The organism is Ensifer sp. (genome assembly GCF_035999185.1).
In the GTDB taxonomy this organism is placed as follows: Bacteria; Pseudomonadota; Alphaproteobacteria; order Rhizobiales; family Rhizobiaceae; genus Ensifer.
The window spans coordinates 1-15817 of the sequence record NZ_DASYHB010000015.1 but is presented as its reverse complement, the minus strand read 5'-3'; the positions used below and the strand labels follow the sequence as shown (position 1 = coordinate 15817).

The following is a 15817-nucleotide window of genomic DNA, read 5'->3' as shown; positions in this document are numbered from 1 at the left end:
GGGTAAGGCTAATCGTTATCATGAACATTCAGCTCAAATTGACGGGTTCCCGACCGTGCGCAAAACCGAGGTATGCGCGATCATTCATCCAAATTACTTGCCAGGCGAAGAGCCTGGAGGCGTTCTGTATCCCTGTCAGCAGGCATTCTCATGCGCGACCACGGTCAAGGCGCCTTCCTTGCCGCCAGGCGTCTGATCCGCCAAGCGCGTTCCGAAGAAGACCAACTGAGCTTGAGCTTTTGGACCGCGGTTTGCGATGAGATCTCGCGTAGGGCTGCGCCACGATCAGGCATGCCCTAGCGCGGCTGACTTCGCGTTCGTCGCCTGATTGCGAGTACTCCACCCGCGCTCACCACCAAATTGGGGAATGAAGTTCTCCGACCTCGTCAAGATCATCGCTAGCAGTACATTTCCCTCGGAGACGGTGCACTCGACCACCCGCTCCTGCTCGATTATGTCCGCCTTCATCCGGGCTTGAAGCTCAAGGATGCTCTCGCGGTGGGACGCCTTCTCCGGCATCGTCGCCACGTAGGTCTTGCGGGACGACGTACTTTCCGACATTTGAACTCATCAGTTCCCCGATGCCTGCAAATCTCGAAAGCGCAAATATTTGAGCACAAAGCGCGGCGGCACCGGCCGCCGCGCCAATTTCGAGCTTAACGGGGTTTGAGGCGTTCCAGATCGCCCAGGCGCTTGAGAGCAGCCTGCTGCTGCAGGAAGCCGTAGTTAATGCCGGAGGCGTTCAGCGAGCTTCCGGTCTGGTAAGGGAAGTCGTTGAAGTCCGAGAAGAACTCTTTCACCTTGGACTGCACCGGAACGAGCAGCCACATCTGCTGGCCGAAGAACTTCATCGCCTCGCCGCCCTCTTTCATGCCGCGCTCATAGGGATCCATCCGGAGATTAGTTATGCCCGCCCATGACGTCACCTCGCGGGTTGCAGTCGCGATATTACCTTCACTCGCGACGGCGAAACTGACCTTCCAGTCGTTCCAGCGGACGGCATTGAGATTGCCGCCCTGGTCGAAATAGAACATTGTTTCGCGCGGGCCCTTTTTCTCGTCGCCTTTCAGGAAGGGCATGAAGTTGTAGCCGTCGAGGTGAACCTTGAAGGTCTTACTACCGCTCTGGAAGCCGGCCTTCATCTTCTCCTTGACGTCGCCCAAGCCTGCTGCAGCGCAGAAGGTCGGAAACCAGTCCATCAACGTGATCATGTCGTTGACCTGCGTGCCCGGCTTAACCACTCCCGGCCACCGCACCATCATCGGAATGCGGAGACCGCCTTCCCAAGTTGTACCCTTCTCGCCACGGAACGGTGTCATCGCGCCATCGGGCCAGAGCGCGAGTTCCGCGCCGTTGTCGGTCGTATAGAGCACGATGGTGTTCTCGGTGATGCCAAGATCGTCGAGCTGCTTCAGCAACTGCCCAACATGACCGTCATGCTCGGCCATGCCGTCGGCATGGATGCCCATGCCCGTCTTGCCTAAGGATTCCGGCTTGAGATGGGTAAAGACGTGCATGCGTGTCGAATTGAACCAGCAGAAGAATGGCTTTTGCGCTTTAGCTTGGCGGTCGATAAAATCCTTGGCGCCCGCCAGGAATTCCTCGTCGACGGTCGGCATGCGCTTAGTGTTCAGCGGGCCGGTGTCCTCGATCTTGCCATCGGCTGACGATTTAATCACGCCGCGTGGTCCGAACTGGCGCCGAAAATTCGCATCTTTCGGGTAGAAGTAGCCCTCGGGTTCCTCCTCGGCGTTGAGGTGGTACAGATTGCCGAAGAACTCGTCGAAGCCGTGTCGGGTCGGCAGGTGCTCGTCGCGATCGCCTAGATGATTCTTACCGAACTGGCCGGTAGCGTAGCCCGCGGTCTTAAGCGCGTCCGCAATCGTCGGCATCCAATCTGCGATACCGTGCGGATCGCCGGGCATGCCGATTGTCAGGAGGCCGGTCCGGAACGGCTCCTGCCCGATGATGAACGAGGCCCGCCCGGCAGTACAGCTCTGTTGGCCATAGGCATCCGTGAAGATAGCGCCTTCATTGGCGATGCGATCAATATTAGGAGTACGGTATCCCATCATTCCCATTGTGTAGGCGCTGATCTGCGGGACGCCGATATCGTCACCGAAGATGACAAGAATGTTAGGCACGCGACCGGAAGGAGCCGGCCTCTGCGGGGCCGGCGCGGGCTGTTGCGCCTGCGCCGCTGCCCCGGAGGCGAAGCCAGCAGCCGCAGTCATGAAGGCCGTCCCCGAGAGAAGGAGATTCCGACGATCCAGGCTTGCCTCTTCCTTGGCAGCAATTGTTTTAGCGTTCTGATCCAGATCATTCTTCATCGTATTGTCCTCCTTCTGTTTGGGCATCAGGGGGTGAGTTTGACAACGCAACGAAATCCGACGTGGCGTGTCGATACGCGTAGATTCGGTGGGTCCGTTGTCGGATCAAAGCTTTCGCCGTGACCGACAACGTCGACCCCAATTGTGGAAGCCTTGATGCGTTCAGCATTGCCCTTGATTGTCGCGGACACGACGAAGGACAGGAGCCGGCGATTTCGCTCTGATAACCGTAGCTTAGAATAGGCTAGAATAAGTTGCAGAGCTCTCCGCATGGCACGGGCTGTTGGCCCGCTAGCAGTCCTCGCGATGCCGTCCATACTCAAGCCTCGCAAATTCCAGAGAACGAGCGGGATTATTGCTTGTTGAGTGATGAAGCTGGCCCAGTTTGCTGCGGAGCGCAATCAAAATGCCGACTCGCTTCTACGACGATGTCGCAATGGGCTTATGAAGCCAGTGTCGTTGTCGACATGCGCCCTGAGCGGACTCCGACGCCTGACCTGAAAACGGACGTTCGGAGCGAGAAAGTCGCTCAGCAGACTCGACTGCTTCCGAGCCTATGGAAGCGCGAGTTCTAGGTATGGGGCGTTTCGGGTCGAAACACATCGGCTTTTCGCGGCGCAGCGGTGGGTCTCTCGATCGAGAGGGCTATCTCCGGTGCGGCGTGCCCCATGTGCAGCTCGACGAGCCTGGCATTAAGCGCCCTGTCGGCTGCGGTCTGGCGGTAATTGAATCGTAGATAATCGTTCCAGGTGGGCGTGCGGAACGTCTCGGTCCAAACCGCCGTATCGCGCAGATTGCGCATCAAAATCCATCGACGTGCGCCGTTGCGTCCTTGGGCGCGCCGACGCTGCAGCATCAAGCCGAGAAAGGTCTCGATCTGATCTGCAGCGATCCGATACTCGATCTTGACCGCAATCGGACCGCTTCGCGGCTTCAAATCCAGGTTGACCGCAGGCGCCTCGAAGCTGTCGGGCGTCGAAACATCTGCGTCCTTCCGCTGATGGATGGGCAGGAGCAAGCCGAGAATGGCGACGCCAAGAGAGGCTACGGTCGACGCCTGCAAGGCGAAACTCAGGGAATAGCTTTCGGTGACCATCCCCCAGAGCCAACTCCCGATCGCGAGCCCAAACGAGGTGAGAGCGTAGTAGAGCGAAATCGTCCGGCCAACGACCCAACGGGGGCTCGCCCATTGCACGCTTATGCTCAGGCCCGACCATCCCAGCACCCACCCAGCACCACCGAGCATGAGCGCCACAGCTGCGACAGCAGCGGTGGCCGTCAGAGAAAGGCAGAGCGTACATGTCGCGCAAGCGACGCAAGCCAACTTCAGCAGCTGTTCGTCCGACAGCTTTCGCCTGAGCGCCGTCGATGCCAGCCCCGCCAGTAGCGCGCCCCCGCCGAAGCCGGCCATCAGCACGCCATAAGCGACCGCCCCCTGTTTCAGCTGATCACGAACCACCAACGGAAGCAGGGCGAGGATGGCGATGCCGGCGAGGCCGAACAGGAAGCCGCGTGTGACCGCCGTCTTGATCTCTGAAGACAGGGAGGTGAAACGAATTCCGTCGGAGATCGCCGTCAGCATCGCTTCGGGCGGAAGTCTTGAGACGGGAACTTTCCACCTGGATCGCCAGACCACGATCAGCGGCGCGAGATGCCCAAGGGTGTAGAGGCAAAACGCAGTCAGGGGACCGAATGACGCGAGAATGATGCCCCCAAGCGCTGGCCCCACGCTGCGCACCGTGTTGAACCCGACGGATGTCAGCGTAACGGCTGCCGCGAGATCCTTGCGATCAACGATATCGCCCACGGACGCCTGCCAGGCCGGATCGTTGAAGGCGATGCCGCATCCCGCAAGAAAGCTGAAGAACAGGATGATCCAGGGATTGATCATTCCAACTGCGACGAGGATCGTCAGGGCGGCAGCGGTCACGGCCATCAGGGACCGGGCCATCAGCATCACCTTGCGGCGATTGAAATTGTCGACAATGGCCCCAGCGAAAATCGATAAAATGAAGGCCGGCAAGTTCGTTGCGGCCTGAACCAGTGCGACCATCACGCTGGACGGGGTGATAGTCGCCATCAACCAGCCCATTGCGATGGTCTGGATCAGCCATCCCAATCCTGAGATCAGCCCGGCGAGCCAGATTGCCCTGAACGTGACATTCTTGAGAGGCGCAAACGGCCCAGCGCTCGCCAAGGGTTTCTGCTTACCCATAACTCGGCTCATTTCCGACGACTGTTCATAGGCCGCCGGCGTTCGTTCCGAGCGTGATTCTGAAATCTTACGTCACGATTTCTTTTTGGATAGCGCCATAAGCGGTCCTTGGTTCGCCGCCGGAAAGCAGAAATCAGGGTCGGGACGTTGAAGTTGGAGGTCGATCGGCAGCTACGCATCTGAGTGCGCCAAGTCCCGCGGCCGGGATTGAGGATTGGTCGAGTTGTTGACGCCAGGTCGCGGCGACGGCCGTGGATGTTCCGGCTGGAGGGGCGTAAATGGCGCCCAGCTAATGAGTGACGAGTTCGCGCGGATTTAGAGCACGCGACCCACAGAATTTAAGGAGCTACCATGGGCGAACGTAGCCAGCTATGGAGGGCGCCCCTACAGGGGAGCGGCCGCTGGCAGTACGAAGGGAACGTTCAAATTTCCCACGGCGCATGGGTTGGCAAAGGTCCTGACGGCCAAGGCCGGAGTGGTGTCACCCTTCGTGGAGCTATGGCTTCCGGCGGGGGCAATTCAAAGGTTGTCATGCAGATCAGCACTGATGACTTCCTCAATGTGTTCCGAGCCATGTGCGCCGAAAACCGTAAGGCAACGATCATCGCCTTTTCGGAGGCGATCAAAGAATGCATCGGCTCCGGAGAGGTTGAGGCCTAATTGCTGCATCCAAGGTCAAGCCCGTCGCTTGGGTGTTGAGCGTCAAAAGGCCGGGCCGCGCCTGCCGGGAAGCAGACGTTAACGCGACCTGCGCGCGGGTTCCAGCGAGCTCGCCGGAGGTTCAGGTCGCGACAATGTCGGTTGGAGACTGGCAAATGCCTCGCTGGGCGAAGTCCGAACCAGAGATAAGACCGAAGGAGGCCCGAGATGTCGTGTCCTCCTCCGGCCGGCGCATCAAAAAATCGAGCCCGTTGGCAAGCCGAGCGCCATTGCACCGGCGTAGCGGGCCTGGGGACCGGACTGAAGCGGGTGAAATCGCGCACCTTGGATGTCACGGAAGCGCCGCTCCAATCCCGTTGCCCGATAGAACGACGCCCCCCCTGCCAGCTCCATAGCGAGATCGACGGCCGCAATCGCGTGGCGAGCGACCAGAGTGCGCCCGATCATGACTTCATTGACCGTCTCGGCGCACGGCGCATTACGCGCTACGGTATCCAACATCAGGCGGTGTGCGAGCTGCGCAGCCCGCAACTCGGTGTCCATGCGACCGGCCAACGACGGATCGCATGCCGGCTTCTTCTTCGCGATGTCGATGGCGATCTCGCGGGCGCTCTCGGCAACTCCGAGGTAGACCGCGTAGATCAACGGGAAAGCGATCGTCGCAATCGTCTCAAAGACCGGGTGCCACTCGCCGGCCTTGCGCGAAAAAGCGACATTCGCGGCGGGGATGAAGAGATCCTCGATCACGACATCGTTCGACGCGGTGCCACGCATGCCCAGCGTGCGCCAGGTCTCCTCGATGTGAACCGCCGAAGACTTCATCGGCGCACCGAAGTGGATGACCGACCGGCTCCCGTCCTCGCCTTCGTAGACCGCTCCGGTCATCAGGACGTCACCGGCTTCGGCGCCGGAGGTGAACACTTTCCGGGCGTTGATGCGATAGCCTTCGCCGTCCCGTTCCGCTTTTCCGGATCCGGCGATCCAGTCCGAGCCGCCGGACGACAACAGAATAATTCTCTCCGCGGCAACCCGTTTCAGCAGCGGTTCCACGGCGGCGACCTTCTGGTGCCGCCAACGCCAGGCGGGGATGGCGACCTGATGGGTGTGCATGGAGAACGCCAGAGCTGTGGAGCCACAGGCCGTTGCGAGCAAGCGGAGCATCTCAGCGAGCTCGGAAATCTCGGCGCCGACGCCGCCGAGTTCGCGCGGGACGCCTGCCTCCACGAGGCCGGCCTCTTTCAGCAAGGAATAGTTCTCGCTGACGAACCGGTCATTCTGGTCGATCTCGGCGGCACGCGCGGCGAGTTTCGGAGCGAGATTGCGCGCCGTCTGCACGACACTAGTGGAAGGGTCGGCGCCTGCACCGACTGACGGGGTCGAGGCCTTCGAAGCAGTGATAGTCGACATGGAGTCCTCCATTGCTGCAAGGCAGAAGGATGACCGCAGCGGCTTTGGGTTTCCAGTTCAGGAACTGAACTGCCGGCGTTTTCCGTACGACCCCGATCTGATAGCATTCACCAGAAGAAAAACGGGGTTCGCCATGAACGATCGCGGCGGCTACGGTCAGTTCTGCCCGGTGTCGATGGCCTCGGAGATTTTGTGCAGCCGATGGACGACTCTGGTCGTCCGAGAACTGCTCTGCGGCAGCACCCGCTTCAACGATCTGCGGCGCGGCCTGCCGAAAATGTCGCCCGCTTTGCTCTCGAAACGGCTCAAGGAATTGCAGCAGGCCGGGGTTCTTACCGTCTCGCGCAAGACGAGGGGCTCGGTTGAATATCATCTCTCCGAGGCGGGCGAGGAGTTGAGACCGTTGATCATGGGCCTCGGCAATTGGGCGCAACGCTGGATGGAATCGCGGCTTTCGCTCAAGAACCTCGACCCGTCGCTGCTGATGTGGGACATGCACCGAAGCCTCAACATCAAGCTGCTGCCCGCGCATCGCTGCACGATACAGTTTCTGTATCCCGAGCTTTCAGGGTCGCAAAAGCGGTGGTGGCTGGTGGTTGCCGACGGTGCGGTCGAGCTGTGCAATTTCGACCCCGGTCATCCGCTCGACCTGCTGGTCACCAGTTCCCTGCGCACGATGACGGCGATCTGGATGGGGCTGACGACGATCAAGAAGGAGTCGGACACTGGCCAGTTGGAGATCGACGGCGATAAGGCCCTGGCTGGCTCCATGCAACAATGGCTAGGGCTGAGTGCCTTCGCCTTTGAACCGCGTCTGGTGCCGTGACCGACACGATGATTGTTTGCAGGGACGAGCGCGGCAAACGCGGCTGGTCTGTCGTCGACATGAAGCGCGACTGGAAAAGGTCTTTGTCTTCGAGAAGTGAAGGAGAAGGCGGTATCATCCACCACGGCGCGAAGCGCGATGTGTGGCTGGCCGGTTGTGGCGGCCCTTCTCGGAAGTCCAACAAGTCGCTTGCGCGCCACTGTCGGAGACAAGGGGACACCAAATGCGCCAGTACCGATCCTCCTCATTTTTGAGTACACGGCCTAATTTTCGAAACATGCTTATTGCAGTACGGTATCGATCTCGCGCGAGCATGGACAACGGCCCGGTTCGCACGGCCGGCTCTTGACTTGAATTTACTTGACTAAACAATCTAAGCTGCCTTGGCGCAAAGCTACACATAGCTGCTTTCATCTCGTTCCAAGGTGATGTTGGAAGGAAAAAGGGGGAAAGCCAAATGTTGACGAAGCGCGATCTACTTCGTTCGACCGCAGTGATGACCGCTGGCTCTGCGATTGCAAAGCCAGGGTTCCTGATGGCGCAGAGCCACCCCGGCATTATCGAGGCCAAGGACATCGCCGAGGCCGGATTCATCTATGGTCTTCCAATCGTGATGAACTACGGCATCATGTACGAATACGCCGTCGATCGGACTTCGAGCCAGTTCAAGGCGCCGTTCAACGAGATCAAGAACGAAACCTGGCCTGCCCCCTGAAAAGTGGTCCTCCGTGAAGTAGGCTTTTGAGCCTTGGAGGAAGCCGCTATGGCGCAGAAGAAGCACAGGCCTGAAGAGATCGTCGCGAAGCTGAGGCAGGTCGACGTGTTGTTGTCACAAGGTCGGCCGGTTGCCGAGGGCATCCGCACGATCGGAGTGACGGCCTTCACCTATTATCGTTGGCGCAAGGAGTTCGGCGGCCTGAAGAGCGACCAGGTGAAGCGATTGAAGGACCTTGAGAAGGAGAACGAACGGCTGCGCAAGGCGGTCTCGGACCTGACGCTTGAGAAGCTGATCCTTGCCGAGGCTGCTCGGGGAAACTATTGAGCCCCGCCCGCCGTCGCCGCTGCATCGACCACGCCATGACCAAGTTTGGCGTGTCGCAGCGACTGGCGTGCCGGGTTCTGGGGCAGCATCGTTCGACACAGCGAAAGCAGCCAATGGGTCGTGCCGACGAGGCAGCGCTGACGGCCGACATCGTCGAGTTTGCCACCCAGTACGGGCGCTATGGCTATCGTCGGATCACAGCGCTGCTGCATGCCGCCGGCTGGGCGGTGAACGTCAAACGCGTCGAGCGGATCTGGCGACGCGAAGGGCTCAAAGTGCCTCAGCGGCAGCCGAAGAAGGGGCGCCTCTGGCTGAACGACGGCTCCTGTGTCCGGCTGCGGCCAGAGCATCCCAACCACGTCTGGTCCTATGACTTTGTCGAGGATCGCACGCACAATGGCCGGAAGTTCCGCATGCTGAACGTGATCGACGAGTTCACCCGGGAATGCATTGCGATCCGCATCGATCGGCGGCTCAGATCGACCGATGTCATCGACGTCCTCTCGGACCTCTTCATCCTGCGCGGCGTGCCGGGACATGTGCGTTCGGACAACGGCCCGGAGTTCGTCGCCAAAGCGGTGCGGGACTGGATCGCGGCCGTTGGAGCGAAGACGGCCTTCATCGAGCCTGGCTCGCCGTGGGAAAATGGCTATTGCGAGAGCTTCAACGCGAAGCTGCGTGACGAGCTTCTGGACGGCGAGATCTTCTACAGCCTCGCCGAAGCGAAGACCGTGATCGAGAGCTGGCGCCAGCACTACAATACCAGGCGCCCGCACTCCTCGCTTGGCTACAAGCCGCCAGCCCCAGCAGCTATCGTGCCGCCGTCAAACATGGCCGTGAAGCCGACCATGCATTAGATTGAAGCCGGACCACTCAATCGGGGCAGGCCAAACCCACGTCGCTACGTATAAGGACACCGCCGTCGTTTCGCCGAACAGCGACACGCCCTATTCGATTTTGTGGATGGACCTGCGAGCGGAGCCGATCGTGGTTACGGTCCCGGCGGTGGAGCCAAAGCGCTACTACTCTGTCCAGCTCGTTGACGGCAACACATTCAACTACGGCTATATCGGCAGTCGGGCCACTGGCAACGATGCCGGCGACTACATGGTGGTTGCACCGGAATGGAAGGGAACGACGCCAGCCGGGGTCAAAAAGGTGTTCCGGTCGAGCACGCAGTTTTCCGTGGCCCTTTTCCGCACCCAGCTTTTTGAACCGAATGACATCGATAATGTGATCAAGGTACAGGCCGGCTATAAGGCGCAGCCTCTTTCCGCATACCTGAAACAACTCGTGCCGACGGCCTCGCCAGCTGTGAGCTTCCCGAAAATCGACAAGGAGCTCGTGAAGACGAACTTCTTCGAGTATCTCGATTTCTGCTTGCAGTTCGCGCCGGAGCTTGCGAGCGAGAAGGATATTCGGGCAAAACTTGCCCGCATCGGTGTGGGGCCGGGAAAGACGTTCAACTTCAGGGACCTGCCGCTGGAGCATAAGGCCGAGATCCTGATCGGTATGGAGCAAGGCGAGCGAAACGTTCGTGAGGCTACCGACAAGGCGGGTGTGTCGGTCAATGGCTGGCGGCTCAGCGCCCTCTGGGGCGATGCCGAGTTCATCAACGGCGATTGGCTGAAGCGCGCCGCGGGGGCCACGGCAGGCATCTACGGACACGATTCGGAGGAAGCCACCTACCCGCTCGGGAAATTCGACGCCGAGGAAAAACCGCTCGACGGCAGCAAGCATAACTACACGTTGACCTTCCCTGCCGGTCAATTGCCGCCCGTCAATGCCTTCTGGTCGGTGACGATGTACGACGGCAAGACCCAATTGCTGATCGAAAACCCGATCAACCGGTATCTGATCAATTCGCCGATGCTGGCGAACATGAAGAAGAACCCGGATGGATCACTGACGCTGTACCTCCAGCACAGGTCGCCGGGTGCGGACAAGGAGGCGAACTGGCTGCCGGCGCCGAACGGCCCGATCTACGCCGCCATGCGCCTCTACTGGCCGAAGACAGAAGTGCCTTCAATATTGCCGCCGGGCAAAGGCACGTGGCAGCCGCCCGGTCTCGTCGCAGCGCAATAATTATCCCAGGTCGTACTGATGCGTGGTGCCGGATGAGGCGCCGCACATCCGGTGTCGCTGTGAAGGCCGAAATCCATGAAACGCTATCTGAAATTGGCTGGCGTTACGGCATCGCAGCACGACCGCAAGCTTGCTTTGCGCTGCCACCATCGAGTAGCCCGTCGGCAGGTTCTAGGCAGTGTACTCATAAATCAGGAGGCTCGGTAACGGCGCATTTGGTGTCCTCTTGTCTCTAACAGCGGCGCAGCAGCGGACGCTGTTGGATTTCCGAGAAGGGCCGTCACAACTGGACATTCCCACATCGCACGTCGCGCCGCGGTGGATGACAGCGCCTGCTCCTTCATTTCTCGAAGGCAAAAACCTTTCTCCAATCGCGCTTCATGTCGACGACAGTCCAGCCGCGTTGTGGAGCCACTTTCAACGCCTCAACCAACTTGCCGCTGCTTTTGGGGTGACTGTCGTAGGCGTATTCGCGCTCGCCGTCAGTGTGATGGACGATCAGGCCGAAGCTCGGCCGCGGATTTCCGATCGTGGTATATTCGAGCATGGGTTGGTCGCCATCAGCGTTACCGAAGCAGGCAATCGGGCGGCGGCCGATGAACTGATGAATGCCAACAGGTTTGCCGTCGTTGTCGTCGACAAACACGTAGTCCGTCGTCTTGACCAGCACGGGCCGGTTGGACCGGAGTTCATATTTGACGCGACTGTACGATCCCACAACCTGCTCGGGCGGGATGCCATAAGCCCGCTCGCTCGGAACACGCATGAAATCGGCGCCGCCGCCCGACACAATGAAGGTCTTGAAGCCATTGTTGCGGAGATAGCCGAGCACTTCCTGCATTGGTCGATAAGCAAGCTGATCATAGGGTTTCCCGAAGCGGGGATGGCGGGCGGTTGCGAACCACTTCTCGACCCTTGCCGTGAACTCATCGGTGGTCATCCCTGTGTGGGTGAGAGCCAAGATGCGCAACAGGCCATCGTATTTTCCTTCGATGAGCTTCGCGTAGTCGCCCGCCAATGCCGCCTGAACCATTTGATCCTGGTTCAGTTGCGGCCTCTCCACGGCCATCTGCCTCAACGTGTCCGCGACATAGGCTAACTGGAAGGGCATGGGATTTTCGCACCACAGCGTGCCATCGTTGTCGAAAACCGCAATGCGTTCGGCGGGTTGCACGAAATCCCCCGAACCCCGCGCAGTCACACGTGCAACGAAATCGACAATGGATTTCTTCGTCGGCCCCTCGTGCCAGGACGGCAGCGGGTCGGACTGCGCGCGCGCGGGTTTAACGTTCCCGAACAGGCTTGCTGCAAGGGAGAGCATCAGCCATGCGCGTCGGTCGATGATCGGTACGGAACGCGATGTACGTGAACCGCCGGTTGGTCGATTTGGTGCCGTCATCGAACGCTCCTCCCTGACTGCGCCGTCAACTCGACCTGCGCTCGATTCAACGACTAGCGTTTGAGTTTGACCCGGCTCGTTCTGATTTGCTCCCCAAGCGATCTCCGTTAGAAAACCACTGGCGAAAGCCACGTTTCCGCAGCACAGATGCGAAATCAAGTTGGACCGTGGTCTAGTGTGTCTTGTTCAGCAGGGATTGGTCGACGTGCTGATATCCGTTCCTAATCCGTAGCGCCGGACCGGAACTGAGCCGAAAGCGTTGCGATTAGCCAGACCCCCGTGAACCAAACTCCTAAACTGCAGGCTCGAATCATGCGCTACGAGCTCGCGGATCATGAATGGTTTGCCGACCATGCTGCCGAACAACCCGCGTGACGTTCCTCGGGCAAACGACCGGCGTGCCTCAACGGCATCTTCTGGGTCTTGCGATCCAAGGCACCTTGGCGCGATCTGCCGGATCATTTTGGCCCTTACACGACCTGCTTATAACCGCTTCGTCCGATGGCGCCGGGCGGGCGTCTGGGGCCGCATCATACGCGATTGCCGTTACCCATGATGCCGTTGGCCAGAATATCGCCACCTCCATTGTCCCCGTGCATCACCGACCAGTTAACATGACAACGCCATGCAGGATGTGGCCTGTGATGACGGGGACCTCAGTCACGCGGTTGACACTAGGGAAGTTCGACAAGCTGTCTCAGAATGACCGCTCTGGACATCCGATATATTTTGTAGAACGGTATAAATTCCGCGGGCGACGGTAAGCCCGATCGTGTCCGTCGGCTTGCATATGGCTGAGGTGGGGACATGCGCGCGAGAGATCTTATCGGGCTGGCTACACTGACACTCTTTGCGACATTGTCGTGCTCGGGAGTGGCGCTGGCGGAGGATTCACCGAGCCCCGGCGATCTGGCGAAAGCAGCGCAGAACCCCGTTGCCGACATGATCAGCGTGCCGTTCCAGAACAACTTCAACTTCAATGTCGGGCCCCACAAAAAGCTACAAAACGTCCTCAACATCCAGCCCGTAGTCCCGATCACACTGAACAAGGACTGGAACCTGATCACGCGCTGGATTACGCCGGTGATCTCACAACCGGCCTTAACGGTGAATGACGATCGCGAATTTGGCCTGGGCGACATCAACCCCAGCTTCTTCTTCTCGCCGAAGCAACCGACGCACGGCATCATCTGGGGCGTTGGCCCGACCTTTGTGTTCCCGACCGGCACCGACAAAACCCTGACCAGCGGCAAGTACTCGGCGGGCCCGGCCTTCGTCGCCCTGGCAATCGAAGGGCCCTGGGTTGTCGGCGTTCTCGTCAACAACGTCTGGTCCTTCGCGGGCAAGAGCAACCGCAATACGGTCAATGCGATGACGTTGCAGCCCTTTGTGAACTACAATTTCCACGGCGGGTGGTATCTGACGTCGTCGCCCATCATCACCGCCGACTGGGAGGCCGGCCATGGCGACCGCTGGACGGTGCCGATCGGCGGCGGTTTTGGGCGCGTGTTCAAGATCGGTCATCAGCCCGTCAATGCGCAGCTGGCAGCCTACTACAATGTCGCAAAGCCCAGCGGCGCCGCCGATTGGCAATTGAGAGCTCAGCTCCAGTTCCTGTTTCCCAAATGATGGGGGAAGCAGCCCCTTGTGGAATGCCTCCCCGTTGTCGTGATCGCGCCGGCGCCGACATACAAGTGGCTCTGCACTCGCCGTAACTGCATTTCGGTCATCGAAGCCTAGTTTCATCCTGCTACCTACGTGATTTCAACGAACAGTTGCGAACCGGAAGGAAGTGTTCAGATGATCACGAAACGCGCTCTGCTCGGCTCTGCGGCGATGGCGGGGCTTATCAGCACAACGGCAAAGGCCAATCCGGTCTCCCCCCTTGTCTTTGAGAAGGATAACCCTCAGTGGCCCAGGCTGTTGGAGGCCAAGGACATCGCGGAGGAAGGCTTCATCTACGGACTGCCGCTCGTGATGATCTACGCGGTCATGCAGGAATTCGCCGTCGATAGGAACTCGGGGCAGTTCAAGGCGCCGTTTAACGAAATCAAAAACTTGCACCACGTCGCCACCCCCGCGGACACGGCGGTTATCACGCCGAACAGCGACACGCCTTACTCGATGCTCTGGCTGGATTTGCGGGCTGAGCCGATGGTCATCTCGGTGCCGGCGATCGCAAGGGAGCGCTACTACGCGGTCCAGCTCATCGACGGCAACACTTACAATTACGGCTACATCGGCACGCGCACCACAGGGACCGAGCCGGGCGACTATCTGGTCGTAGGCCCGGACTGGAAGGGTGCAACGCCGACCGGGATCAAGCAGGCCTTCCGCTCGACGACGCCGTTCTCGCTCGCACTGATCCGCACCCAGCTCTTCAACCCCGCCGACATGCCGAACGTCGAGAAAATCCAGCTCGGCTACAAGGCGCTGCCACTCTCGGCCTTCCTCAAACAGCCCGCCCCGCCCGCCGCGCCGAAGAACGCCTTCGTTCCTGCCACCACGGCGGGAATCAAGGATAATTTTTTCGAGTATCTCGACGCGGCCCTACAATTCGTGCCCGAGACGGCAAGGGACAGGGCGGTTCGTGCAAAACTTGCGAAGATCGGCATCGGCCCCGGCAAGACCTTCGCGTTCAAGGATCTATCGTTCGAACACAAGGCCGAGATCCTGGTCGGCATGAAGCAAGGCAATGACAAAGTCGACAAATGGTTGGCTAACGGAAACAAGAATATCAACGGCTGGAATGTCGGCTCGTTCTTTGGCGACGAGAACTTCTATAACGGCGATTGGGTGATGCGGGCCGGCTCCGCCAAGGGTGGTCTCCTGGGCAACGATGCCGCGGAGGCCATGTATCCGTACACCCGAACGGACGCGACCGGCGAGCCGCTAGACGGGAGCAAGCACAAGTACACCATCACCTTCGCGCCCGGTCAGTTGCCGCCTGTAGACGCGTTCTGGTCCGTGACGATGTATGACGGCAAGAGCCAGCTTTTGGTTAAGAATCCGATCAATCGCTACCTCATCAACTCTCCGATGTTGCCCGCGATGAAGAAAGACGCGGATGGCTCATTGACGCTCTACCTCCAAAAGGACAGCCCCGGCGCGGACAAGGAAGCAAACTGGCTCCCGGCGCCGGCTGACAAGATCTACCTCGTGATGCGCCTGTATTGGCCGAAGCCGACGCCGCCTTCGATCTTGCCGGCGGGCGCAGGGACATGGCAGCCGCCGGGCGTGAAACAGGTCGCATAGAAGACGAAAGCCTTCGTAGGCCCTTCTTCGCAAGGACGCTGCGATAGAGCCGCCGCTTCTCCTGAAATCCGCCCGCGCCGCTGGCAGAGGATACAATATGCGTCGACGATGAAGTCGACACGGTTGTGTTTGAGCAGAAGGTTGCGAGCGAGCCGGACGATCTCGGTCGGGCTGCTCAGGTCACTCAGTGGTGACTATGGCCCGATAGGGATTGAGGCCGGGCCGCTCTCGCAGTGGCTGGTGAATGGCATGGCGGAAGCAGGCCTGCCGGTGATCTGCATCGAGACGCAGCACATGAAATCGCTGCTGAAGGCGCAACACCTCAACAAGTCGGACGGTCACATTGCTCGTGGCATTGCGCAGATGATCCGCGTCGGCCTGACTGCAGCGCTCGACGGACCCGTCACCGGGATGATGTTGAAGTCCTGGAACCTGACCCGCGACAAGGGCTTGAACGGGTTTCCAGGCATTTTTGGGCCTGGTCTTGAGACGCGGAACGCGGCGGCGACGTTTGTGTCGGCCGCCGCGTTCGTTGTGCGTTTCGTCATTGTGATGAGGGGATATTCTTGACAGGCCCGGCAACGACCTACTCTCCCGG

The 15817-nt window shown here is 59.8% G+C and carries 10 protein-coding genes and 3 pseudogenes; 9 read left to right on the top strand and 4 right to left on the bottom strand.

All coding sequences use genetic code 11. From position 1 onward, the window contains the following. Positions 1–656: 656 nt before the first annotated feature. Together VGO04_RS01035 and VGO04_RS01030 are read right to left on the bottom strand one after the other, a co-directional pair. A complete protein-coding gene (locus VGO04_RS01035; RefSeq protein ID WP_327494099.1) occupies positions 657–2330 on the bottom strand; it encodes an arylsulfatase in 1674 nt (557 codons plus the stop codon). A 571-nt stretch (positions 2331–2901) separates the two neighbouring features. Further along, on the bottom strand, positions 2902–4545 hold the full coding sequence (locus VGO04_RS01030) for an MFS transporter (RefSeq protein ID WP_327494098.1): 1644 nt from the start codon (positions 4543–4545) through the stop codon (positions 2902–2904). Between the two features lie 351 nt (positions 4546–4896). On the opposite strand from VGO04_RS01030, the gene VGO04_RS01025 reads away from it, so the two are divergent. Next, a complete protein-coding gene (locus VGO04_RS01025; RefSeq protein ID WP_327494097.1) occupies positions 4897–5205 on the top strand; it encodes a hypothetical protein in 309 nt (102 codons plus the stop codon). Positions 5206–5439: 234 nt separating this feature from the next. On the opposite strand, the gene VGO04_RS01020 is transcribed toward VGO04_RS01025, so the two are convergent. Continuing rightward, on the bottom strand, positions 5440–6612 hold the full coding sequence (locus tag VGO04_RS01020) for an acyl-CoA dehydrogenase family protein (RefSeq protein WP_327494096.1): 1173 nt from the start codon (positions 6610–6612) through the stop codon (positions 5440–5442). A gap of 133 nt (positions 6613–6745) precedes the next feature. Between VGO04_RS01020 and VGO04_RS01015 the strand changes: the two genes are divergently transcribed. The 4 genes and pseudogenes from VGO04_RS01015 to VGO04_RS01000 all read left to right on the top strand — a co-directional run. Beyond that, the gene (locus VGO04_RS01015) at positions 6746–7438 is read left to right on the top strand and encodes a helix-turn-helix domain-containing protein (protein ID WP_327494119.1); all 693 of its coding nucleotides are present in this window, start codon (positions 6746–6748) and stop codon (positions 7436–7438) included. Positions 7439–7895: 457 nt separating this feature from the next. Continuing rightward, positions 7896–8132 (top strand): annotated as a pseudogene (locus VGO04_RS01010) (cell envelope protein); the annotation flags it as partial. A gap of 69 nt (positions 8133–8201) precedes the next feature. After that, a protein-coding gene (locus tag VGO04_RS01005) for an IS3 family transposase (RefSeq protein ID WP_327494095.1) occupies positions 8202–9337 on the top strand; the annotation gives its coding sequence in 2 pieces (ribosomal slippage) (positions 8202–8463 and positions 8463–9337; 1137 coding nt in all). Between the two features lie 37 nt (positions 9338–9374). Then, a pseudogene (locus VGO04_RS01000) lies at positions 9375–10565 on the top strand (DUF1254 domain-containing protein); the annotation flags it as partial. 340 nt (positions 10566–10905) lie between these two features. On the opposite strand, the gene VGO04_RS00995 reads toward VGO04_RS01000, so the two are convergent. Then, positions 10906–11964 (bottom strand): HAD family hydrolase, encoded by a 1059-nt coding sequence (locus VGO04_RS00995; RefSeq protein ID WP_327494094.1) that lies wholly within the window; start codon positions 11962–11964, stop codon positions 10906–10908. Between the two features lie 312 nt (positions 11965–12276). Here VGO04_RS00995 and VGO04_RS00990 point away from each other — a divergent pair. From VGO04_RS00990 to VGO04_RS32915, 4 genes and pseudogenes are all read left to right on the top strand, one after another. Next, positions 12277–12499: pseudogene (locus VGO04_RS00990) on the top strand (transposase); the annotation flags it as partial. A gap of 272 nt (positions 12500–12771) precedes the next feature. Next, entirely contained in the window at positions 12772–13593 is an 822-nt protein-coding gene (locus VGO04_RS00985; RefSeq protein ID WP_327494093.1) for a hypothetical protein, read from the top strand. A 171-nt stretch (positions 13594–13764) separates the two neighbouring features. Continuing rightward, the gene (locus VGO04_RS00980; protein ID WP_327494092.1) at positions 13765–15219 is read left to right on the top strand and encodes a DUF1254 domain-containing protein; all 1455 of its coding nucleotides are present in this window, start codon (positions 13765–13767) and stop codon (positions 15217–15219) included. A 249-nt stretch (positions 15220–15468) separates the two neighbouring features. Next, positions 15469–15789, top strand: a complete 321-nt coding sequence (locus VGO04_RS32915; RefSeq protein ID WP_414650495.1) for a hypothetical protein — start codon at positions 15469–15471, stop codon at positions 15787–15789. Positions 15790–15817: the final 28 nt, after the last annotated feature.